Below are 21,926 nucleotides of genomic sequence, written 5' to 3'. Positions count from 1 at the left end.
GACTAGACCTGTTCTCCTTCACCCATGTCGATGCTCTCGCCCTCGGCGAGGGCGACATAGGCCTTCTTCCAGTGGTTGCGACGACCGAACTGCCGCCCGAAGCGCTTGTTCTTGCCCTGCTGGTTCAGCGTGCGCACCTGCTGCACCCGAACCTCGAACAGCTTCTCGATCGCGGCCTTGATTTCGGCCTTGTCGGCGTCCGGCAGCACGCGGAACACGTACTGGCCCACTTCTCCGGCGTTGGTCGACTTTTCCGAAACCACCGGGCCCTGAATAATCTGCATCAGACGCGAATTCATGCCAGCCACTCCTCGAGCTTGCGGATGGCGCCTTCCGTGATCACGACCGCCTCGGCCCCGACCAGGTTGGCGGGATTGACGCCGTTGACGTCGATCACCTCGACGTGCGGGACATTGCCCAGCGCGCGCCCGGTCATCGCGTCTTCCTCGGCCAGCACCACGAGACCCCTCTCAAGCCCCAGCTCCTTCAGTTTCGCCACGCCGTCCCGCGTCTTGCCGGACTCGACGGTGAACCCGGCTACGACCTTCAGCCGGTCCTGGCGCAGCAGTTCGGAGAGGATCGACGCCATCGCGGCGCGATACATCTTCTTGTTCAGCTTCTGCGAGAAGTTCTGGGTGCGGGCAGCAAACACCTTGCCACCCCCCGTCCAGAGCGGGCTACGAATCGTCCCGGCGCGCGCCCGGCCAGTGCCCTTCTGGCGGAACGGCTTGATGCCGCCACCGCTGACCTGGGCACGCGTCTTCTGGGCGCGGGTGCCACTACGGGCGCCAGCGAGCTGAGCGACCACGCTCTGATGCACCAGGGATTCGTTGAAATCCCGCTCGAAGCAGACGGCGGACAGCTCGACGCTGGCCCCGGTATCGGCAGTCGTTACTTGCATTGTCTTAACCCTTCGCCTTTACGGCCGGACGGATCATCACGTCGGAACTCGGCGCGCCCGGCACGGCACCCTGAACCAGGACCAGACTGCGATCGGCGTCGACGCGCACCACCCGGAGGTTCTGGATGGTCTTGCGCTCGGCGCCCATGTGGCCGGCCATCTTCTTGCCCTTGAACACGCGACCGGGACTCTGGTTCTGGCCGATGGAGCCCGGGGCGCGGTGCGCCAGCGAGTTGCCATGGGTCGCGTCCTGGGTGCGGAAGTTGTGACGCTTCACGGCACCCTGGAAGCCCTTGCCCTTGCTCTGCGCGGTCACGTCGACGATCTGGCCCTCCTCGAAGCGATCCACGGTGATGGCATCACCGGCGGCGAGCCCTTCGAGGTCGGACGCGTCGACACGGAACTCCCAGAGACCCCGGCCCGGCTCGACAGACGCCGCGGCGAAGTGCCCGGCCTCCGGCTTGCTTACCCGGGACGGCTTGCGCGAGCCCGCCGTCACCTGGACCGCGTTGTAGCCGTCGCCTTCCGTGCGCTTGATCTGGACCACGCGATTGTTGTCCACCTGCAGCACCGTGACCGGCACGGAAACGCCGTCGTCCGTAAAGACGCGCGACATGCCGAGCTTGCGACCGATGAGTCCAAGAGCCATTACAAAACCCCTTCCGTATCAGACGGCGCGAACAAGCGCCCTAAAGCCGTGGCCCGGCGAAAATTCCGCCGGGCCACGGAAAGCCCAATAGTATGGCAGAAAATTTAACGTTAGTTAAGCCTGATCTGAACATTGACGCCCGCAGCCAGATCCAGCTTCATCAGGGCATCCACGGTCTTGTCGGTCGGATCGAGGATATCCATCAGTCGCTTGTGCGTGCGCAGCTCGTACTGGTCGCGCGCGTCCTTGTTGACGTGCGGGGAGATCAGGACCGTGTACGATTCGCGCTTGGTCGGCAGCGGGATCGGGCCCTTGACCCGGGCACCGGTCCGCTTCGCGGTCTCGACGATCTCGGCCGCAGAGCGGTCGATCAGCCGATGATCAAAGGCCTTCAGACGAATTCGAATGCGCTGGTTAGCCATCTGGTTCACTCAATAATCTTGGAGACGACGCCGGCGCCCACGGTGCGGCCGCCTTCGCGGATCGCAAAGCGCAGACCGTCTTCCATCGCGATCGGATTGATCAGGGACACCGTCATCTTGACGTTGTCGCCCGGCATCACCATCTCGGTGCCCTCCGGCAGCTCCACCGAACCCGTCACGTCGGTCGTGCGGAAGTAGAACTGCGGACGATACCCGTTGAAGAACGGCGTGTGACGACCGCCCTCTTCCTTGCCCAGGATGTACACCTCGGCCTCGAAGTGGGTGTGCGGGGTGATCGAGCCCGGCTTGCACAGCACCTGACCACGCTGCACGTCGTCCCGCTTGGTGCCGCGCAGCAGGATGCCGACGTTGTCGCCCGCCTCGCCCTGGTCCAGCAGCTTCCGGAACATCTCGACACCGGTGACCGTGGTCTTCTGCGTGTCGCGAATGCCGACGATCTCGATTTCCTCGCCAACCTTCACCACGCCACGCTCGACACGACCGGTCACCACGGTGCCGCGACCGGAGATCGAGAACACATCTTCCACCGGCATCAGGAACGCACCGTCCACCGCGCGCTCCGGCTCCGGAATCCAGCTGTCCATCGCCTCGACCAGCTTGTAGATCGCCGGGGCGCCCACTTCACTCTCGTCACCTTCCAGCGCCTTCAGCGCGGATCCGGTGACCACCGGAGTGTCGTCCCCCGGGAAATCGTAGGAGGACAGCAGGTCACGAACTTCCATCTCGACCAGCTCGAGCAGCTCCGGATCATCGACCATGTCGGCCTTGTTCAGGAACACCACGATGTACGGGACACCCACCTGACGCGCCAGCAGGATGTGCTCGCGGGTCTGCGGCATCGGGCCGTCGGCTGCCGACACCACCAGGATCGCCCCATCCATCTGCGCCGCACCCGTGATCATGTTCTTCACATAGTCCGCGTGACCAGGGCAGTCGACGTGCGCATAGTGACGCGTGTCGGACTCGTACTCGACGTGCGCGGTCGCAATCGTGATCCCGCGCGCCTTCTCTTCCGGCGCATTGTCGATCTGGTCAAACGCGCGGGCCTCGCTGCCGTACTTCTTGCCCAGCACCGCCGTCATCGCCGCCGTCAGCGTCGTTTTACCATGGTCCACATGACCAATCGTCCCCACATTTACATGCGGCTTCTTACGCTCGAACTTTTCCTTGGACACAGCTCAAACCTCTTGCAGTTCTTTCAAATAACGCGAATTCGGGATCAGGACGCCTTGGCGGCAACCGCCTCGGCGATCTGTGCGGGGGCCTCGGCGTACTTCTCGAATTCCATCGAGTAGGTCGCGCGACCCTGGCTCATCGAGCGCAGCTGGGTCGAGTAGCCGAACATCTCGGACAGCGGCACCTCGGCACGCAGCAGCTTCTGGCCGGCCACGTCCTCCATGCCCTTGACCAGGCCGCGACGGCGATTGAGGTCGCCCATCACGTCGCCCATGTACTCTTCGGGCGTTTCCACCTCGACCTTCATCATCGGCTCGAGCAGGACGGCGCCGGCCTTCAGCGCACCCTCCTTGAAGGCCATCGACCCGGCAACCTTGAACGCCATTTCGTTCGAGTCAACGTCATGGTAGGACCCGTCGAACAGGGTGACCTTGACGTCCTCGACCGGATACCCGGCCAGCACCCCGTTGCCCATCTGCTCCTCGATCCCCTTGGAGACGGCAGGGATGTAGTCCTTCGGGACCACGCCGCCGACGATGGCGTTCTCGAACTTGTAGCCTTCGCCGGGTTCCAGCGGCTCGATGCGAATCCAGACGTGACCGTACTGACCGCGGCCGCCCGACTGCCGGACGAACTTGCCTTCCTGCTCGACCGTCTTGCGAATGGTCTCCCGGTAGGCAACCTGCGGCTGCCCCACGTTGGCCTCGACCTTGAACTCACGCTTCATGCGGTCGACCAGCACCTCGAGGTGCAGCTCGCCCATCCCGGAGATAATTGTCTGGCCGGACTCTTCGTCGGTATGCACCCGGAAGGACGGGTCTTCCTGCGCCAGCTTGTTCAGTGCGACCCCCATCTTTTCCTGGTCCGTCTTGGTCTTCGGCTCGACCGCGATCGAGATCACCGGGTCGGGGAATTCCATGCGCTCCAGCTCGACCGGATGGTTCGGGTCACACAGTGTGCTCCCGGTATACAGATCCTTCAGGCCTACTACGGCGCCGATGTCGCCGGCGCGCAGTTCCTTGATCTCCTCGCGGGAGTTGGAGTGCATCTGCAGGATTCGCCCGATGCGCTCGCGGCGGTTGTTCTGGGTGTTGAGCACCGAGTCACCCGCCGACAGCACGCCGGAATAGACGCGCACGAAGGTCAGGGAACCCACGTAGGGGTCGGTCATAATCTTGAACGCCAGCGCGGCGAACGGCTCGTCATCCGAGGCATGCTTTTCGACCGGCTCTTCTGTCCCGGCCTTCACGCCCTTGATGGCCTTGACCTCTTCCGGCGAGGGCAGGTACTCGACAACGGCATCCAGCATTGCCTGGACGCCCTTGTTCTTGAACGCAGAGCCAGCCAGCATCGGCACGATTTCGAGCTCGATGGTGCGATGGCGCAGCGCGGACTTGACCTCGTCCTCGCTGAGCGTGCCCTCGTTCAGGTACTTGTCCATCAGCTCTTCATTGGCTTCGGCCGCGGCCTCGAGCATGTTCTCGCGCCACTTGTCAGCCTCGGCCTTGAGTTCGTCCGGGATATCCTTGTATTCGAAGGAGATACCGAAGTTGTCCTCGTCCCAGTAGATCGCCTGCATTTTGACCAGATCGATCACGCCCTGGAACCGGTCCTCGGCTCCGATCGGCAGCTGGATCGGAACCGGATTCGCCTGCAGGCGCTGCTTCATCTGCTCGTAAACGCGCAGGAAATCCGCGCCGGCCCGGTCCATCTTGTTGACAAACGCCATCCGCGGCACCGCGTACTTGGTCGCCTGGCGCCACACGGTCTCGGACTGCGGCTGCACGCCGCCCACCGCGCAGTACACCATGACCGCGCCATCCAGCACGCGCATGGACCGCTCCACCTCGATGGTAAAGTCCACGTGCCCGGGGGTATCGATGATATTCACCCGGTGCTCGTCGAACTGCTTGGCCATTCCGGACCAAAAGCTGGTAGTCGCCGCGGAGGTGATCGTGATCCCGCGTTCCTGCTCCTGCTCCATCCAGTCCATCACGGCCGCACCGTCATGCACCTCGCCGATCTTGTGCGACAGGCCGGTGTAAAACAGGATGCGCTCGGTCGTCGTCGTCTTGCCGGCGTCGATGTGCGCGCTGATCCCGATGTTCCGGTAGCGCTTAAGTGGAGTCTTGCGTGCCACGGTGAGCCTCTCTAAACAGATTTACCAGCGGAAATGAGCGAACGCCTTGTTCGCTTCCGCCATGCGGTGAGTGTCTTCGCGCTTTTTGACGGCCGAACCCTTGCTGTCGGCGGCGTCCATCAGTTCGCCGGCCAGCTTCAGGGCCATGGTGCGCTCGCCGCGCTTGCGGGCAGCCTCGACCACCCAACGCATGGCCAGCGCGTCCTGGCGCACGGAGCGCACTTCCACCGGAACCTGGTAGGTCGCACCGCCCACACGGCGAGACTTGACCTCGACACGCGGACGGATGTTGTCGAGGGCTCGCTCCAGCGCGCCCATCCCGTCGCCCTGCTTGGACTCGATCTGGTCCAGGGCGCCGTACACGACCTGCTCGGCGACGGACTTCTTGCCGTCGCGCATGACCGTATTAATGAACTTGGCCAGGCGCTCGCTTCCGAACTTCGGGTCGGGGAGGATGTGACGCTTGGGGGCAGCTGCTCTTCTAGACATGTTTCAGTTCCCGGACTGGATCACGGTTAGGATTTCTTGGGTCGCTTGGTGCCGTACTTGGACCGGCCCTGGGCGCGCTTCTGCACGCCCTGGGTGTCCAGGCTGCCGCGCACCGTGTGGTAGCGAACACCCGGGAGGTCCTTTACACGGCCGCCACGGATCAGGACCACGGAGTGTTCCTGGAGATTGTGGCCTTCCCCACCGATGTAGCTACTAACTTCGTAGCCGTTAGTCAGCCGCACGCGCGCAACCTTGCGCAGCGCCGAGTTCGGCTTCTTCGGGGTGGTCGTGTAGACACGGGTGCAGACCCCGCGCTTCTGCGGGGAACCCTGCAGCGCCGGCACATCGCTCTTTTCGACGGGGCGCTTGCGGGGCTTGCGTACCAACTGGTTGATCGTGGCCATGAAACCCTTTCTCCTAGCCTAAAAATAACGACAGGCCGGCGCCGAGACCGGCCTGTCGAGGGAGCGGAATTCTAATCGCAGCCCCCATGAGTGTCAAGGTGGGACGGGTCACTCGGACCCGTCTTCGGTGTTACCCGGATCGGTGGTGGCCGGTTCGGACTCGGCGGGAACCGCCTGTGCCTCCTCGACCGCCTCGAACTCGGGCATTTCCAGGGCACGCTTGCGACGGCGCTCCTTGTGATAGGCAAGCCCCGTCCCCGCAGGGATCAGGCGCCCGACAATCACGTTCTCCTTCAGGCCGCGCAGGTCGTCGCGGGCCCCGCGGGTGGAGGCCTCGGTTAGTACCCGCGTGGTTTCCTGGAAGGACGCGGCCGAGATGAACGACTCCGTGACCAGCGAGGCCTTGGTGATGCCCAGGAGCACGCGTTCGTAGGTGGCCGGCTGCTGATCGGCGCCCAGCTGCTCGTTTTCCTCCAGGACACGCGTGCGGTCCACCTGGTCCCCGCCGAGGAATCGGGTGTCGCCCGGGTCCACGATGTTCACCTTGCGCATCATCTGGCGAACGATCACCTCGATGTGCTTGTCGTTGATCTTCACACCCTGCAGGCGATACACGTCCTGGATCTCCTGGACCTGGTATTCCGCCAGGGTGGTGACCCCCCGCAGACGCAGGATGTCGTGCGGATCCAGCTCGCCGTCGACCACGACCTCGCCACGTTCGACGCGTTCCCCCTCGAACACGTTCACGGTCCGCAGCTTCGGGATGAGCATTTCGACCGCGTCGCCCTTGTCCGGGGTGATGACCAGGCGCTGCTTGCCCTTGGTTTCCTTGCCGAACGACACGGTACCGGAAATCTCGGCCAGGACCGCCGGCTCCTTCGGGCGCCGCGCTTCGAAGAGGTCCGCCACACGCGGCAGACCACCGGTAATGTCGCGGGTCTTCGAAGACTCCTGCGGGAGGCGGGCGATGACGTCGCCGACCTCGACCCGGGCGTTGTCCTCCAGGTTGAAGATCGCGTTCGCCGGCAGCATGTACTGCGCGGGCATGTCGGTACCCGGGATGTACACCTCGTTGCCGTCGTCGTCCAGAAGCTTGACGGTCGGGCGCAAGTCCTTGCCGGCCGTGGAACGGCTCTTGGGATCCAGCACCACGTTCGAGGACAACCCGGTGAACTCGTCGGTCTCCTTGGTGACGGTGACATTCTCGACGAAGTCCGCCAGACGGATGTTACCGGCCACCTCGGTGACGATCGGATGGGTATGCGGATCCCAGGTCGCGACCTCCTGCCCGGCCTCGACGGTATCACCGTCATGGACGGTGATGGTCGCTCCGTAGGGGATCTTGTAGCGCTCGCGCTCGCGCCCCTGGTCATCGATCACACCCAGCTCCCCGGAACGCGAGACCGCGACCAGGTTGCCGGCCTTGTTGGTGACCGTTTTCAGGTTATGCAGGCGGGCGGAACCCGAGTTCTTCACCTGGATCGCGCTGACCGTCACGGCACGGCTCGCGGCCCCGCCGATGTGGAAGGTGCGCATGGTCAGCTGGGTGCCCGGCTCGCCGATCGACTGCGCGGCGATGACGCCCACGGCCTCCCCGGCATTGACCTCGTGGCCACGGGCGAGGTCGCGCCCGTAGCACTTGGCGCAGATGCCCTGACGGGTCTCGCAGGTGATCGCGGAACGCACCAGCACCTCGTCCACCGACGCGGCGTCCAGGCTTTCAACCATGGCCTCGTCCAGCAGGGTACCAGCGGGGATCAGGATCTCGTCGGTACCCGGACGGAAGACGTCCACCGCAGTGGTGCGTCCGAGCACGCGATCACGCAGCGGCTCGACGACGTCACCGCCCTCGATGATCGGCTTCATCAGCAGACCCTGTTCGGTACCGCAGTCCGGCTCGGTGACCACCACGTCCTGGGAAACATCCACCAGACGGCGGGTCAGGTAGCCCGAGTTCGCGGTCTTCAGCGCGGTATCGGCCAGGCCCTTGCGGGCGCCGTGGGTCGAGATGAAGTACTGCAGAACGTTCAGACCCTCGCGGAAGTTCGCGGTGATCGGCGTCTCGATGATGGACCCGTCCGGCTTCGCCATCAGGCCGCGCATGCCGGCCAGCTGACGGATCTGGGCGGCAGAGCCACGCGCGCCGGAGTCGGCCATCATGAAGATCGAGTTGAACGAGTTCTGCTCGACCGTCTCGCCGTCCTTGTTCGTGACCTGCTCCTTGCCGAGGCGCTCCATCATCGCCTTGGCGACCTGGTCATTGCAGTGCGACCAGATGTCCACGACCTTGTTGTAGCGCTCGCCCTTGGTGACGAGACCGGAGGCGTACTGGTCCTCGATCTCCTTCACCTGGTCCTCGGCGCCCTGCAGGATCGGGTGCTTCTCGTCGGGAATCACCATGTCGTCGGCGCAGAACGACACGCCGGCGCGGGTGGAGTAGTAGAAGCCCGCGTACATCAGCTGGTCCGCGAACACCACCGTGTCCTTTAGACCCAGGCGGCGATAGCACTGGTTGATCAACCCGGAGATGGCCTTCTTGTTTAGTTCACGGTCGATCAGTTCGAACGGCAGGCCCTTGGGCATGATTCGGGACAGGATCGCCCGCCCCACCGTCGTCTCCACGCGCATGGTCGGCAGGGCCTCGCCCTCGCCGACCTCGGCCATGGTGTCGCCGATACGCACGGTGATGCGCGCGTGCAGGTCGACCTGCTTGTGTTCGTAGGCGCGGTGGACCTCGTCCACGTCGGAGAAGGTCATGCCCTCGCCCTTGGCGTTCACCTTCTCGCGCGAGAGGTAGTACAGGCCCAGGACGATATCCTGCGACGGCACGATGATCGGCTCGCCGTTTGCCGGGGACAGCACGTTGTTGGAGGACAGCATCAACGTGCGCGCCTCCAGCTGGGCCTCCAGTGACAGCGGCACGTGTACGGCCATCTGGTCGCCGTCGAAGTCGGCGTTAAACGCCGCGCAGACCAGCGGATGCAGCTGGATAGCCTTGCCCTCGATGAGCACCGGCTCAAAGGCCTGGATGCCCAGACGGTGCAGCGTCGGGGCGCGGTTCAGCATGACCGGGTGCTCGCGGATCACCTCCTCCAGGATGTCCCAGACCTCGGGACCTTCCTTTTCGACCGCCTTCTTTGCGGCCTTGATGGTGGTGGCCAGGCCGCGGCGCTGCAGCTTGCCGAAGATGAACGGCTTGAACAGCTCCAGCGCCATGCGCTTGGGCAGGCCACACTGGTGCAAGCGCAGGGTCGGGCCCACCACGATCACGGAGCGACCGGAGTAGTCGACGCGCTTGCCCAGCAGATTCTGGCGGAAGCGCCCCTGCTTGCCCTTGATCATGTCGGCCAGGGACTTCAGCGGGCGCTTGTTGGTGCCGGTGATCGCACGGCCGCGGCGGCCGTTGTCCAGCAACGCGTCCACGGACTCCTGCAGCATGCGCTTTTCGTTGCGCACGATAATGTCCGGGGCGTTCAGCTCCAGCAGGCGACGCAGGCGGTTGTTGCGGTTGATCACCCGGCGGTACAGGTCGTTCAGGTCGGAGGTCGCGAAACGGCCGCCGTCCAGCGGCACCAGCGGACGCAGGTCCGGCGGCAGCACCGGCAGGACCTTCATGATCATCCACTCCGGCTTGTTCCCGGAATCGAGGAAGGACTCGACCAGCTTCAAGCGCTTGCCGAACCGCTTGATCTTCGTCTCGGACCCGGTCTCGGCGAGTTCCTGCCGCAGCTTGGCGGCCTCGGCCTGCAGATCCATCTCCTTGAGCAGGCTCAGCACGGCCTCCGCGCCCATCAGCGCGGTGAAGTCGTCACCATGCTCTTCCATCGCCTCGAGGTATTCCTCGTCGGTCAGGAGCTGGCGCTTCTCCAGCGTCGTGAAGCCGGGATCGGTCACGATGAAGGACTCGAAGTACAGGACCTTCTCGATATCCTTCAGCGTCATGTCGAGCAGCAGGCCGATGCGGGACGGCAGGCTCTTCAGGTACCAGATGTGTGCGACCGGAGAGGCCAGGTCGATGTGTCCCATGCGCTCGCGGCGCACCTTGGTCTGGGTCACTTCGACGCCGCACTTCTCGCACACTACGCCGCGGTGCTTCAGGCGCTTGTACTTGCCGCACAGGCACTCGTAGTCCTTCACCGGCCCGAAGATCTTGGCGCAGAACAGGCCGTCACGCTCCGGCTTGAAGGTCCGGTAGTTGATCGTCTCCGGCTTCTTCACCTCGCCAAAGGACCAGGAACGGATCTGGTCCGGGGACGCCAGACCGATGCGGATCGCATCGAATTCTTCCGGCTGGGTCTGCTGCTTGAACAGATTCAGGAGGTCTTTCATTCGCTTGCCTCACAAACTTGGTTTCGAGGGGCGCGCACGCCCCGTCGGATCACATTCGGATCGGAGAAGATCAGTCCTGCTCGAGCTCGATATTGATACCGAGCGCCTTGATCTCCTTCATGAGCACGTTGAACGACTCGGGGACGTTGGCCTCCATGTGGTGCTCACCGTCAACGATGTTCTTGTACATCTTGTTACGGCCCTGCACGTCGTCCGCCTTCACCGTCAGCATTTCCTGCAGGGTGTAGGCCGCGCCGTAGGCCTCCAGTGCCCAGACCTCCATTTCGCCGAAGCGCTGACCGCCGAACTGCGCCTTGCCGCCCAGCGGCTGCTGGGTGACCAGCGAGTACGGGCCGGTGGACCGCGCATGCATCTTGTCGTCGACCAGGTGGTTCAGCTTCAACATGTGCATATAGCCCACGGTGACCGGGCGGTCGAAGCCGTCCCCGGTGCGCCCGTCGTACAGCTGGGCCTGCCCCGTCTCGGGCAGGTCCGCCAGACGCAGCATCTCCTTGATCTCGGCCTCCTCGGCGCCGTCGAACACCGGCGTCGCCATCGGCACGCCGCCGCGCAGGTTCCGGCACAGGGTGATGATCTCGGCATCCGACATGGAGTCGAGGTCCACCTTGCGCTCGCGGTGGTTGTAGATCTTGTCGAGGAACTCGCGCAGCTTGGCGATCTCCGCCTGCACCTCGAGCATGCGGTTGATCTTGTCGCCCAGACCCTTCGCGGCCCACCCGAGGTGAACCTCCAGCACCTGCCCGACGTTCATGCGCGAGGGCACGCCGAGCGGGTTCAGGACGACATCGACCGGGGTGCCGTCCTCGAGGAACGGCATATCCTCCTCCGGCACGATCATCGAGATCACGCCCTTGTTCCCGTGGCGGCCGGCCATCTTGTCGCCCGGCTGCAGGCGGCGCTTCACGGCCACGTAGACCTTGACCATCTTCTGCACGCCCGGCGGCAGGTCATCGCCCGCGGCCAGCTTGGCCTTCTGGTGCTCGAACTTCTTCTCGAACGCCTCGTGCTGGTCCTTGATCTGGCGACCCAGGTCCTCCAGCTGGCTGTTGACCGCGTCGTCCTGCAGACGCACCTCGAACCACTTGTCGCGCGACAGGCCCTGCAGGTACTTCTTCGTGACCTTGGATCCGTCACCCAGGCCATCCGGCCCCCCGGCAGCGGTCTTGTTCACCAGCAGCTTCTCGACGCGAGCGTAGATATCGTCCTCGTAGATGCGCAGCTGGTCCTTCAGGTCCTTCTGCACCGCGGCGAGATCGTCGGCCTCGATCGATTTCGCGCGGGCATCCTTCTCGACACCGTCGCGGGTGAACACGCGCACATCGATCACCGTCCCCTCGATGCCGGATGGCACGCGCAGGGAGGTGTCCTTCACGTCCGAGGCCTTCTCGCCAAAGATCGCCCTCAGGAGCTTCTCTTCCGGGGTCAGCTGAGTCTCGCCCTTGGGCGTGACCTTGCCGACCAGGATGTCGCCCGGGTTCACCTCGGCACCGACATAGACCACGCCGGACTCGTCCAGCTTGTTCAGCAGCGACTCGGAGACGTTCGGGATGTCCGCGGTGATCTCTTCCTGGCCCAGCTTGGTGTCACGGGCGACACAGTTGAGCTCCTCGATGTGGATCGTGGTGTAGCGGTCCTCCTGCACCACGCGCTCCGAGATCAGGATCGAGTCCTCGAAGTTGTAGCCATTCCACGGCATGAACGCGACCATCATGTTCTGACCCAGCGCCAGCTCGCCCATGTCGGTGGACGAGCCGTCCGCGATGGCGTCACCGCGGGCGATCTCGTCGCCCACCGCGACCAGCGGACGCTGGTTGATGGAGGTGTTCTGGTTGGAACGCGAGTACTTGGTCAGGTTGTAGATATCCACACCCGGCTCGCCGGCGACGGTCTCGTCGTCGTTCACGCGCACCACGACACGCCCCGCGTCGACAGAGTCCACGGTCCCGCCGCGCTTGGCGACGATCGCGGAGCCGGAGTCGATGGCGACGGCGCGTTCGATACCCGTCCCCACCAGCGGCTTGTCGGCCCGCAGGCACGGCACGGCCTGACGCTGCATGTTCGCGCCCATCAGCGCGCGGTTCGCATCGTCATGCTCCAGGAACGGCAACAGCGCGGCCGCAACCGACACGATCTGTTTCGGCGAGATATCCATGTACTGGATCTTGTCCGGGGTCGAGATCGTGAACTCTTCCTGGTGACGGCAGGACACGAGGTCGTCGCTCAGACGACCCTCCTCGTCCATCGCCGCGTTCGCCTGGGCGATCACGTACTGGCTTTCCTCGATCGCGGACAGGTAGACGATCTCCTCGGTGACCTTGCCGTCCTCGACCTTGCGGTACGGCGTTTCCAGGAAGCCGTAGCGATTGGTGCGGGCGTACACTGCCAGCGAGTTGATCAGGCCGATGTTCGGGCCTTCCGGGGTCTCGATCGGACACACGCGGCCGTAGTGCGTCGGGTGCACGTCGCGCACCTCGAAACCGGCGCGTTCGCGGGTCAGGCCACCCGGCCCCAGGGCCGAGATCCGGCGCTTGTGGGTCACCTCGGACAGCGGGTTGTTCTGATCCATGAACTGCGACAGCTGGCTGGACCCGAAGAACTCCTTGACCGCGGCGGCCACCGGCTTCGCGTTGATCAGCTCCTGCGGCATCAGGCCTTCGCTCTCGGCGACGGTCAGGCGCTCCTTCACGGCGCGCTCCACGCGCACCAGGCCTAGCCGGAACTGGTTCTCCGCCATCTCGCCCACGCTACGGATACGGCGGTTGCCCAGATGGTCGATGTCGTCGGTGCGGCCGTTGCCGTTACGCAGGTCGATCAGCACCTTCAGGACATCCAGGATATCCTCCGGCGACAGCACGCCATCGCCCTCGTCGGTATCGCGACCGACGCGGCGGTTGAACTTCATGCGGCCGACGGCCGAGAGGTCGTAGCGATCCTCGGAGAAGAACAGGTTCGAGAACAGGTTCTCCGCGGCATCCTTGGTCGGCGGCTCGCCGGGACGCATGACCCGGTAAATCTCGACCTGGGCCTCGAGCTGCGTCTTGGTCGGATCCAGACGCAGGGTGTCCGACATGTACGGCCCGTGGTCGTAGTCGTTGGTGTAGATCGTCTGGAGGGTCTTCACACCCTCGGCGCGCAGCTTGTCCAGGAGCTCCTGGGTCAGGGCATCGTTGGCCGTGGCGATCAGCTCGCCGGTGGACTCGTCCACCACGCCCTTGGCCAGCACGCGGCCCACCAGGTATTCGTCCGGCACCCGCAGGGTGTTGATGCCGGCCTTCTCGATCTCCCGGATGTGTCGCGGCGTGATGCGGCGGCCGGCCTCGACAATGACCTTGTCACCATCGGTGATGTCGACCACGGCGGTCTCGCCGCGCATGCGTTCGGGGATCAGGTCCAGCTCGCCGCCGTCTTCGTCGAGCGTGAGTTGGTTGAAGTCGAAGAAGGTGGCCAGGATCTCTTCGGTATCCATGCCCAGTGCACGCAGCAGGATCGACGCCGGCAGCTTGCGGCGACGGTCGATGCGCACGTAGACCCCGTCCTTGGCATCGAACTCGAAGTCCAGCCAGGAACCACGGTACGGAATGATGCGTGCGTTGTAGAGCAGCTTCTGCGCGCTGCCCTGGGTCTTGCCCTTGTCGCTGTCGAAGAACACGCCCGGCGAGCGGTGCAGCTGCGACACGATCACGCGTTCGGTGCCGTTGATCACGAAGGTTCCGTTGTCGGTCATGAGCGGCATCTCGCCCATGTAGACCTCCTGCTCCTTGACCTCCTTGACCACGACGGAACCCGCCGGGGCTTCCTTGTCGTGGATCACCAGGCGCAGCAGCACGCGCAGCGGTGCCGCGTAGGTCACGCCACGGATCTGGCATTCCTTCACGTCAAACATCGGTTCGCCCAGACGGTAGCTCACGTACTCGAGCTGGACATGACCGGAATAACTGACGATAGGGAATACCGACTGAAACGCTGCATGCAGGCCAAGGGAATCGCGCCCGTCCGGCGCGTGGTCCGCCTGCAGGAAATCCCGATAGGAGGTCAACTGGGTTTCAAGCAGGTACGGGACGTCGAGGATCTGGGGACGCTTCCCGAAGTCCTTGCGGATACGTTTCTTTTCGGTATAACTGAGGGCCATGGCTTACCTCGGAGGCTAGCTGAACAACGCGGAACAAAACCCGCGCCACCACGGGCTGAGGCTGACGACCAAACGGCCGCCAGCCTCAGGGCTTCGTGATGTACACGAAAACAACAGGCGCAAGCGCCTTCTTACTTCAGTTCGACGGTGGCGCCCGCTTCTTCCAGCTCCGTCTTCATCTTCTCGGCCTCGTCCTTCGGCGCGCCTTCCTTCACGGTCGCCGGGACGCCTTCGACCATTTCCTTGGCTTCCTTCAGACCGAGACCGGTCAGGCCGCGAACAACCTTGATGACACCGACCTTGTTCTCGCCGAAGCTGGACATCACAACGTCGAACTCGTCCTTGGCTTCTTCGGCGGCGGCTTCGCCACCACCGCCAGCGGCCGGGGCGGCGGCAACGGCGGCCGCGGCGGACACGCCGAACTTCTCTTCCATCTCGCTAATCAGGTCCACAATCTCCAGGACCGTCATGTTGCCGATGGCTTCCAGGATATCTTCTTTCGAAACGGCCATTTCTTACTCTCCTAACGGGTCGAGCCCGAATTCATTCAGTACTTGCTGCAGAAAAAGGCTTGCAAAGGTTCAGGCTGCCTGTTTCTGGTCACGGATTGCTGCAACGGTACGCACCAGCTTGCCGGGGACCTCGTTCACCGTACGGGCGAACTTGTCGAGCGGTGCCTTCATGGTGGCGAGAAGCTGCGCAAGCGCCTCTTCACGTGTCGGCAGGCTCGCGAGGCGATCGAGATCGTTCGCGCCCATGAGCTGCCCACCAAAGGACACCAGCCGGACTTTCAGCTGATCGTTATCCTTGGCGAAGTCCTTCACCAGACGTGCCGCGGAGCTGGGCTCCTCCTCACTGAAGGCCAGGATCAGCGGGCCATGCAGTTCGGGCTGCATGCACGCGAAATCCGTGCCCTCGATCGCACGCTTGGCAAGGTTGTTCTTCACCACTCGCAGATAGACACCGGAGGACCGTGCCTGCCGACGCAGGTCGGTCATCTGCGCTACCGAGAGACCCCGATATTCCGCGGCGACCGCGGAATGTGCCGAGGCAGCAACCGTAGCCAGTTCCGAGACAATCACCTTCTTGTCATCGAGATTCAAAGCCACGTTGACTCTCCTCTAGTAAGACCACCCGGAGGTGATCGTGAAACCGGGCGAACCCGGTACTGCGGTGCTCCCGTCGCAGGTACTTCCTGAATCGGGTGACACCATCTGCGCAGGCTGGCGTATTAAGCCGGGACGGAAGCCCGGCGCCTGCGGTCTTGGATGGCGTGCCGCTTGCGCGACAGCCGACCAAAAACCGTTGTTCTTGCTTACAGGCTCAGCGAGCCCTGATCCACCTTCACGCCCGGGCCCATGGTGGTCGAGACCACCACGGCCTTGACGTACTGACCCTTGGAGGTCGCCGGCTTCATCTTGACCAGATCGGCCAGCAGGGCATTCAGGTTGTCGGTGAGCGAATTCGTCTCGAAGTCGGCCGCGCCGATTGTGCAGTGCACGATCCCGCCCTTGTCGGTCCGGTAGCGCACCTGGCCGCCCTTGGCGTTGGTCACCGCCGTGGCCACATCCGGCGTCACCGTGCCAACCTTGGGATTCGGCATCAGGCCACGCGGGCCGAGGATCTGGCCCAGCTGGCCGACCACGCGCATCGCATCCGGGGAGGCGATGACCACGTCGAAGTCCATCTGGCCGGCCTTCACCTGTTCCGCGAGGTCATCCATGCCGACGACATCGGCACCCGCTTCCTTCGCGGCGTCGGCGTTGGCACCCTGGGTGAACACGGCGACGCGGACGGTCTTGCCGTTGCCGTGCGGCAGCACGGTGGAACCCCGTACGACCTGGTCGGACTTGCGCGGATCGACGCCGAGGTTCACGGCGACGTCGACCGACTCGCGGAACTTCGCCTTGGGCAGGTCACGCAGGAGATCGAAGGCCTCGGCCACCGGGTACAGGCGACCCGGCTCGACCTTCTCGCGGATGGCCTGCATACGCTTGGAAAGTTTCGCCATGTCAGAGACCCTCCACTTCAAGGCCCATGCTGCGGGCACTACCGGCAATGGTGCGGACGGCCGCGTCGAGATCGCCCGCGGTCAAGTCCGGTTCTTTGGTCTTCGCGATCTCTTCGAGCTGAGCACGCGTGACAGTCCCGACCTTGTTGGTATTCGGCTGACCGGAACCGGACTGGATGCCCGCCGCCTTCTTCAGCAGGATGGCGGCCGGCGGCGTCTTGGTGATGAACGTGAAGCTGCGGTCCGCGTACACGGTGATAACCACCGGGATCGGCAGGCCGGGCTCCATTTCCTGGGTCTGGGCGTTGAACGCCTTGCAGAACTCCATGATGTTCACGCCGCGCTGGCCGAGCGCCGGGCCCACGGGCGGGCTCGGGTTGGCCTTCCCGGCCGGAACCTGAAGCTTGATATACGCTTCGATTTTCTTTGCCATGAGAACTCCCTCGGGTGCGAACGCCTCGCGGCTCCCCGATCAGCAGGTAACGACGCTTACGCGTCTCAGGTTTTCTCGACTTGATGGAACTCGAGTTCCACCGGCGTCGAGCGACCGAAAATCTGGACCGCCACCAGCAGGCGGCTCTTGTCGTAGTTGACCTCTTCGACCACGCCGTTGAAGTCGTTGAACGGCCCGTCGATCACGCGAACCATCTCGCCCACCTCGAACAGCACCTTCGGGCGCGGCTTCTCGGCCCCTTCCTGCATGCGCTGCAGGATCGCATCGGCCTCCTTGTCACTGATCGGGGCGGGACGATCGGCGGTCCCGCCGATGAAGCCGAGCACACGCGGAACGGCCTTGACCAGGTGCCAGGCCTCGTCGTTCAGGTCCATCTGCACCAGCACGTAGCCGGGGAAGAACTTGCGTTCGCTCTTGCGCTTCTGGCCGTCCTTCATCTCGACGACCTCCTCGGTGGGCACAAGGATCTCGCCAAAGTGGTCCTGCATGCCGAAGCGCTCGATGCGCTCCTCCAGGGACCGCTTCACCTGCGCCTCGAAACCCGAGAATGCCTGTACGACGTACCAGCGTAATGCCATGGTCGAGAATCCTGATGCTTATCCGATGAACCGACTGATGCCCCAGCCCAGGAACATGTCCAGGAGCCAGAGCATGATCCCCACCAGGATCACGACGGCAATGACGATCAGCGTGGTCTGGGTCGTCTCTACGCGGGTGGGCCACACCATCTTGCGCACCTCGGTGCGCGCGTTGCCCATGAAGCCGGCGAGCTGGCTGCCCTTGGCGGTCGTCATCGCGATCCCGATGGCAACCCCAACGACGGCGAGCAACCCGAGGACACGAATCAGAGTGGATTCGTCCTGGAACCAATAGAAGCCCATGACGCCGGCCACCAGCAGGGCCACGGCCACCGCGAGCTTGACGGTGTCAAGCACGCCGGTCTGTTCCGATTGTTCACTCATGAATATGTATCACCCGGTGCTGCCGCCATCCGGAAGATGGCAGGCCAGGAGGGACTCGAACCCCCAACCTGCGGTTTTGGAGACCGCTGCTCTGCCAATTGAGCTACTGGCCTAGAAATCGAATCGACAAGAAACAAACGCGAGAGACGACGCACCCGGCGCCGCCTCTCGCGATCGATCTGTCAACTTGTCTACTGTATCACTCGATGATCTTGGAGACGACGCCGGCGCCCACGGTGCGGCCGCCTTCGCGGATCGCAAAGCGCAGACCGTCTTCCATCGCGATCGGATTGATCAGGGACACCGTCATCTTGACGTTGTCGCCCGGCATCACCATCTCGGTGCCCTCCGGCAGCTCCACCGAACCCGTCACGTCGGTCGTGCGGAAGTAGAACTGCGGACGATACCCGTTGAAGAACGGCGTGTGACGACCGCCCTCTTCCTTGCCCAGGATGTACACCTCGGCCTCGAAGTGGGTGTGCGGGGTGATCGAGCCCGGCTTGCACAGCACCTGACCACGCTGCACGTCGTCCCGCTTGGTGCCGCGCAGCAGGATGCCGACGTTGTCGCCCGCCTCGCCCTGGTCCAGCAGCTTCCGGAACATCTCGACACCGGTGACCGTGGTCTTCTGCGTGTCGCGAATGCCGACGATCTCGATTTCCTCGCCAACCTTCACCACGCCACGCTCGACACGACCGGTCACCACGGTGCCGCGACCGGAGATCGAGAACACATCTTCCACCGGCATCAGGAACGCACCGTCCACCGCGCGCTCCGGCTCCGGAATCCAGCTGTCCATCGCCTCGACCAGCTTGTAGATCGCCGGGGCGCCCACTTCACTCTCGTCACCTTCCAGCGCCTTCAGCGCGGATCCGGTGACCACCGGAGTGTCGTCCCCCGGGAAATCGTAGGAGGACAGCAGGTCACGAACTTCCATCTCGACCAGCTCGAGCAGCTCCGGATCATCGACCATGTCGGCCTTGTTCAGGAACACCACGATGTACGGGACACCCACCTGACGCGCCAGCAGGATGTGCTCGCGGGTCTGCGGCATCGGGCCGTCGGCTGCCGACACCACCAGGATCGCCCCATCCATCTGCGCCGCACCCGTGATCATGTTCTTCACATAGTCCGCGTGACCAGGGCAGTCGACGTGCGCATAGTGACGCGTGTCGGACTCGTACTCGACGTGCGCGGTCGCAATCGTGATCCCGCGCGCCTTCTCTTCCGGCGCATTGTCGATCTGGTCAAACGCGCGGGCCTCGCTGCCGTACTTCTTGCCCAGCACCGCCGTCATCGCCGCCGTCAGCGTCGTTTTACCATGGTCCACATGACCAATCGTCCCCACATTTACATGCGGCTTCTTACGCTCGAACTTTTCCTTGGACATTTCTCGCTTCCCCGGATCGTGACGCCAAAACTCAACAGCGACGCAGGTTGTACGCTGACGTTAATATGGAGCTCATGACCGGATTCGAACCGGTGACCTCTTCCTTACCAAGGAAGTGCTCTACCGACTGAGCTACATGAGCCAAACTACTGTCAGGGCCTCGCCCGGCCTGGTATCGACCAGACCAGAACTGGAGCGGGTGATGGGAATCGAACCCACATCATCAGCTTGGAAGGCTGAGGTTCTACCATTGAACTACACCCGCAGAACCCTGACTTGCCGAACCACCGCCCGCTACTGGCCGCTGGTTTGAAAACTTGATGGTGGAGGGAGGAGGATTCGAACCTCCGAAGGCTGAGCCAGCAGATTTACAGTCTGCCCCCGTTGACCGCTTGGGTATCCCTCCTCAATCAAGCCGCGTATTCTGAACCAGCGCGAAGCACAGCGTCAAGCACTCCGCCACACCGCAGTTGCCGGAACCACCACAGCCTTGTCTTTCGCAGGGTTGCTTCCTATGATCGGGGGCCAAGCAGGGTGCGCCCGGTGTCCGCCACCGCGTTTCCCTTCCGCCGCGGACGCACGTACAGTGTGGCCCATCACAGGTTTGTACACGCAGAGGCCCATGGCGAACACCACTACGGCACCGCGGCTACCCGGGCTGGCGAAGCGCCTGGTCGAGGCCGGGCTGATCGCGGAGGACATTGCGTCCCAGTTGGTCGAGGAAGCGCAGGCGCAGCAGACCCCCCTGATGACGCTGCTGGCGACCAAAGGTCAGGTCACCGAGGCACGCCTGGTGGAGGCAGCTGCCGAGGAATTCGGGCTGCCGGTCTTCGATCTCGGCAGCTTCGAGCCCGAGCTGCTGCCCAAGGACCATCTCAACGAGAAGCTGATCCAGAAACACCACGCCCTGCCGCTGATGGCGCGGGGCAACCGGCTCTACATCGCCGTCTCCGATCCGACCAATCTCGGCGCCACCGACGAATTCAAGTTTGCCACCGGGATGCCGGTGGAGGCCGTCCTGGTCGAGCCGCACAAGCTCGACCGGCTGATCGACAGCGCCCTGAGCGCCGCCTCCTCGCTGATGGACGACCTTGGCGATGACGGGCTGGACAGCCTGGCCATCGAGTCGGGGGGCGACGACGAGAAGGACGCCACGGATACCGCCGAGGGCGCGGACGACGCCCCGGTGGTGCGCTTCGTCAACAAGCTGCTGATGGACGCGATCAATCGCAAGGCATCGGACATCCACCTCGAACCCTTCGAGAAGGACTTTCGCGTGCGCTTCCGCATCGACGGCGTGCTGCACGAGGTTGCCCACCCGCCGAATTCGCTGGCGCCGCGCATCACTGCGCGCGTCAAGGTGATGTCGCGCATGGACATCGCCGAGCGCCGTGTACCGCAGGACGGGCGCATCAAGCTGAAGCTGTCGCGCACCCGCGCGATCGACTTCCGTGTCTCGTCCCTGCCGACGCTGTACGGCGAGAAGATCGTGATGCGTATCCTCGACCCCAGCAGCGCCTCCATGGGGATCGACCAGCTGGGCTACGAGGAGCACCAGAAAGAGGCCTACCTGCGGGCGCTCAGCCGACCCTACGGGATGATCCTGGTCACCGGTCCGACCGGTTCCGGCAAGACCGTCTCCCTCTACACCGGGCTCGGCATCCTGAACACCGCCGACCGCAACATCTCGACCGCCGAGGACCCGTCCGAAATCAACATGGAGGGGGTCAACCAGGTCAACATCAACCCCAAGGTTGGCCTGACCTTCGCCAGCGCCCTGCGCGCGTTCCTGCGCCAGGATCCAGACGTGATCATGGTCGGGGAAATCCGTGACCTGGAGACCGCCGAGATCGCCATCAAGGCGGCCCAGACCGGCCACCTGGTGCTGTCGACCCTGCATACCAACGACGCGCCGCAGACGCTGACGCGCCTGGCGAACATGGGCGTGCCGCCATACAACATCGCCTCGTCGATCCTGCTGATCATCGCCCAGCGCCTGGCGCGGCGGCTGTGCCCGAACTGCAAGGAACCGGAAAAGCTCCCGGAAGAAGTGCTGCGCAAGGAAGGCTTCACCGACGCCGACATCCAGGCCGGGGTGAACGCCTACCGCGCGGTGGGCTGCGACCAGTGCACCAACGGCTACAAGGGCCGCCTGGGGATCTACCAGGTGATGCCGATCAGCGAGGAGATGCAGCGCGGCATCCTGGAGGGCTACAACTCCATGCAGCTCGCGGAACAGGCGCAAAAGGAAGGGATCGAGGACCTGCGACGCGCCGGCCTGGTGAAGGTAATGGGGGGGCTGACCAGCCTCGAGGAAGTCAATCGCGTGACCAAGGACTAGTGCCGCAAGGGGCACGGGTCACCAGCTACAGGGGGACAGGGGGATGGCCGACTCCGGGACGATCTACACCTGGGAAGGACTGAACAA

At 63.9% G+C, this 21,926-nt stretch carries 18 protein-coding genes and 4 tRNA genes; 1 reads left to right on the top strand and 21 read right to left on the bottom strand.

Annotated features, from left to right (window positions below; genetic code table 11):
* Positions 1 to 2: 2 nt before the first annotated feature.
* The 21 genes from rplW to ACESLR_RS01795 form a co-directional block, all read right to left on the bottom strand.
* Positions 3 to 299: a 50S ribosomal protein L23 gene (gene rplW, locus ACESLR_RS01895; protein ID WP_017941073.1), complete on the bottom strand. Its 297-nt coding sequence runs from the start codon at positions 297 to 299 to the stop codon at positions 3 to 5.
* Positions 296 to 901, bottom strand: coding sequence for a 50S ribosomal protein L4 (gene rplD / locus ACESLR_RS01890; RefSeq protein ID WP_373024105.1), 606 nt, complete (start codon positions 899 to 901; stop codon positions 296 to 298). Before rplD ends, rplW begins: the two co-directional genes overlap by 4 nt.
* Before the next feature lie 4 nt (positions 902 to 905).
* Entirely contained in the window at positions 906 to 1,550 is a 645-nt protein-coding gene (gene rplC / locus ACESLR_RS01885) for a 50S ribosomal protein L3 (RefSeq protein ID WP_373024104.1), read from the bottom strand.
* Positions 1,551 to 1,660: 110 nt separating this feature from the next.
* Positions 1,661 to 1,972 carry a 30S ribosomal protein S10 gene (gene rpsJ, locus ACESLR_RS01880; RefSeq protein ID WP_012983533.1) on the bottom strand — a complete coding sequence of 104 codons (312 nt, stop codon included), beginning with the start codon at positions 1,970 to 1,972 and terminating at the stop codon, positions 1,661 to 1,663.
* Positions 1,973 to 1,977: 5 nt separating this feature from the next.
* Complete coding sequence (gene tuf, locus ACESLR_RS01875) at positions 1,978 to 3,168, bottom strand: elongation factor Tu (protein WP_018158434.1); 1,191 nt, start codon at positions 3,166 to 3,168, stop codon at positions 1,978 to 1,980.
* Positions 3,169 to 3,212: 44 nt separating this feature from the next.
* The gene (fusA, locus tag ACESLR_RS01870) at positions 3,213 to 5,309 is read right to left on the bottom strand and encodes an elongation factor G (RefSeq protein ID WP_373024103.1); all 2,097 of its coding nucleotides are present in this window, start codon (positions 5,307 to 5,309) and stop codon (positions 3,213 to 3,215) included.
* Between the two features lie 21 nt (positions 5,310 to 5,330).
* Positions 5,331 to 5,798: a 30S ribosomal protein S7 gene (gene rpsG / locus ACESLR_RS01865; protein WP_018175517.1), complete on the bottom strand. Its 468-nt coding sequence runs from the start codon at positions 5,796 to 5,798 to the stop codon at positions 5,331 to 5,333.
* A gap of 26 nt (positions 5,799 to 5,824) precedes the next feature.
* A complete protein-coding gene (gene rpsL / locus ACESLR_RS01860) occupies positions 5,825 to 6,202 on the bottom strand; it encodes a 30S ribosomal protein S12 (protein ID WP_017940461.1) in 378 nt (125 codons plus the stop codon).
* Between the two features lie 108 nt (positions 6,203 to 6,310).
* On the bottom strand, positions 6,311 to 10,531 hold the full coding sequence (gene rpoC, locus ACESLR_RS01855) for a DNA-directed RNA polymerase subunit beta' (RefSeq protein ID WP_373024102.1): 4,221 nt from the start codon (positions 10,529 to 10,531) through the stop codon (positions 6,311 to 6,313).
* A 70-nt stretch (positions 10,532 to 10,601) separates the two neighbouring features.
* Entirely contained in the window at positions 10,602 to 14,681 is a 4,080-nt protein-coding gene (gene rpoB / locus ACESLR_RS01850; RefSeq protein WP_373024101.1) for a DNA-directed RNA polymerase subunit beta, read from the bottom strand.
* Positions 14,682 to 14,812: 131 nt separating this feature from the next.
* Complete coding sequence (rplL, locus tag ACESLR_RS01845; protein WP_024326053.1) at positions 14,813 to 15,193, bottom strand: 50S ribosomal protein L7/L12; 381 nt, start codon at positions 15,191 to 15,193, stop codon at positions 14,813 to 14,815.
* Between the two features lie 69 nt (positions 15,194 to 15,262).
* A complete protein-coding gene (rplJ, locus tag ACESLR_RS01840; protein ID WP_373024125.1) occupies positions 15,263 to 15,784 on the bottom strand; it encodes a 50S ribosomal protein L10 in 522 nt (173 codons plus the stop codon).
* 212 nt (positions 15,785 to 15,996) lie between these two features.
* A complete protein-coding gene (rplA, locus tag ACESLR_RS01835) occupies positions 15,997 to 16,692 on the bottom strand; it encodes a 50S ribosomal protein L1 (RefSeq protein ID WP_373024100.1) in 696 nt (231 codons plus the stop codon).
* Position 16,693: 1 nt separating this feature from the next.
* A complete protein-coding gene (gene rplK, locus ACESLR_RS01830; protein ID WP_373024099.1) occupies positions 16,694 to 17,125 on the bottom strand; it encodes a 50S ribosomal protein L11 in 432 nt (143 codons plus the stop codon).
* Between the two features lie 65 nt (positions 17,126 to 17,190).
* Positions 17,191 to 17,724: a transcription termination/antitermination protein NusG gene (nusG, locus tag ACESLR_RS01825; RefSeq protein WP_017940468.1), complete on the bottom strand. Its 534-nt coding sequence runs from the start codon at positions 17,722 to 17,724 to the stop codon at positions 17,191 to 17,193.
* 18 nt (positions 17,725 to 17,742) lie between these two features.
* Positions 17,743 to 18,108 carry a preprotein translocase subunit SecE gene (gene secE / locus ACESLR_RS01820; protein ID WP_373024098.1) on the bottom strand — a complete coding sequence of 122 codons (366 nt, stop codon included), beginning with the start codon at positions 18,106 to 18,108 and terminating at the stop codon, positions 17,743 to 17,745.
* A 37-nt stretch (positions 18,109 to 18,145) separates the two neighbouring features.
* Positions 18,146 to 18,221, bottom strand: a tRNA-Trp gene (locus ACESLR_RS01815).
* An 86-nt stretch (positions 18,222 to 18,307) separates the two neighbouring features.
* Entirely contained in the window at positions 18,308 to 19,498 is a 1,191-nt protein-coding gene (gene tuf / locus ACESLR_RS01810; RefSeq protein WP_018158434.1) for an elongation factor Tu, read from the bottom strand.
* A gap of 66 nt (positions 19,499 to 19,564) precedes the next feature.
* Positions 19,565 to 19,640: transfer RNA gene (locus ACESLR_RS01805), tRNA-Thr, on the bottom strand.
* 49 nt (positions 19,641 to 19,689) lie between these two features.
* Positions 19,690 to 19,763, bottom strand: a tRNA-Gly gene (locus ACESLR_RS01800).
* Positions 19,764 to 19,819: 56 nt separating this feature from the next.
* Positions 19,820 to 19,904: transfer RNA gene (locus ACESLR_RS01795), tRNA-Tyr, on the bottom strand.
* 216 nt (positions 19,905 to 20,120) lie between these two features.
* Here ACESLR_RS01795 and pilB point away from each other — a divergent pair.
* Positions 20,121 to 21,839, top strand: coding sequence for a type IV-A pilus assembly ATPase PilB (gene pilB, locus ACESLR_RS01790; protein WP_373024097.1), 1,719 nt, complete (start codon positions 20,121 to 20,123; stop codon positions 21,837 to 21,839).
* Positions 21,840 to 21,926: the final 87 nt, after the last annotated feature.

This window comes from Thioalkalivibrio sp. (genome assembly GCF_041685615.1).
In the GTDB taxonomy this organism is placed as follows: domain Bacteria; phylum Pseudomonadota; class Gammaproteobacteria; order Ectothiorhodospirales; family Ectothiorhodospiraceae; genus Thioalkalivibrio.
Note: the sequence above shows the minus strand (reverse complement) of the source record. Positions and strands in the feature narration are given on the sequence as shown.

Bases quoted from the DNA above. Each gene is read 5' to 3' on its own strand.
- rplW (WP_017941073.1), bottom strand. From the start codon at position 299: ATGAATTCGCGTCTGATGCAGATTATTCAGGGCCCGGTGGTTTCGGAA.
- rplD (WP_373024105.1), bottom strand. From the start codon at position 901: ATGCAAGTAACGACTGCCGATACCGGGGCCAGCGTCGAGCTGTCCGCC.
- rplC (WP_373024104.1), bottom strand. From the start codon at position 1,550: ATGGCTCTTGGACTCATCGGTCGCAAGCTCGGCATGTCGCGCGTCTTT.
- rpsJ (WP_012983533.1), bottom strand. From the start codon at position 1,972: ATGGCTAACCAGCGCATTCGAATTCGTCTGAAGGCCTTTGATCATCGG.
- rpsG (WP_018175517.1), bottom strand. From the start codon at position 5,798: ATGTCTAGAAGAGCAGCTGCCCCCAAGCGTCACATCCTCCCCGACCCG.
- rpsL (WP_017940461.1), bottom strand. From the start codon at position 6,202: ATGGCCACGATCAACCAGTTGGTACGCAAGCCCCGCAAGCGCCCCGTC.
- rpoC (WP_373024102.1), bottom strand. From the start codon at position 10,531: ATGAAAGACCTCCTGAATCTGTTCAAGCAGCAGACCCAGCCGGAAGAA.
- rpoB (WP_373024101.1), bottom strand. From the start codon at position 14,681: ATGGCCCTCAGTTATACCGAAAAGAAACGTATCCGCAAGGACTTCGGG.
- rplL (WP_024326053.1), bottom strand. From the start codon at position 15,193: ATGGCCGTTTCGAAAGAAGATATCCTGGAAGCCATCGGCAACATGACG.
- rplA (WP_373024100.1), bottom strand. From the start codon at position 16,692: ATGGCGAAACTTTCCAAGCGTATGCAGGCCATCCGCGAGAAGGTCGAG.
- rplK (WP_373024099.1), bottom strand. From the start codon at position 17,125: ATGGCAAAGAAAATCGAAGCGTATATCAAGCTTCAGGTTCCGGCCGGG.
- nusG (WP_017940468.1), bottom strand. From the start codon at position 17,724: ATGGCATTACGCTGGTACGTCGTACAGGCATTCTCGGGTTTCGAGGCG.
- secE (WP_373024098.1), bottom strand. From the start codon at position 18,108: ATGAGTGAACAATCGGAACAGACCGGCGTGCTTGACACCGTCAAGCTC.
- tuf (WP_018158434.1), bottom strand. From the start codon at position 19,498: ATGTCCAAGGAAAAGTTCGAGCGTAAGAAGCCGCATGTAAATGTGGGG.
- pilB (WP_373024097.1), top strand. From the start codon at position 20,121: ATGGCGAACACCACTACGGCACCGCGGCTACCCGGGCTGGCGAAGCGC.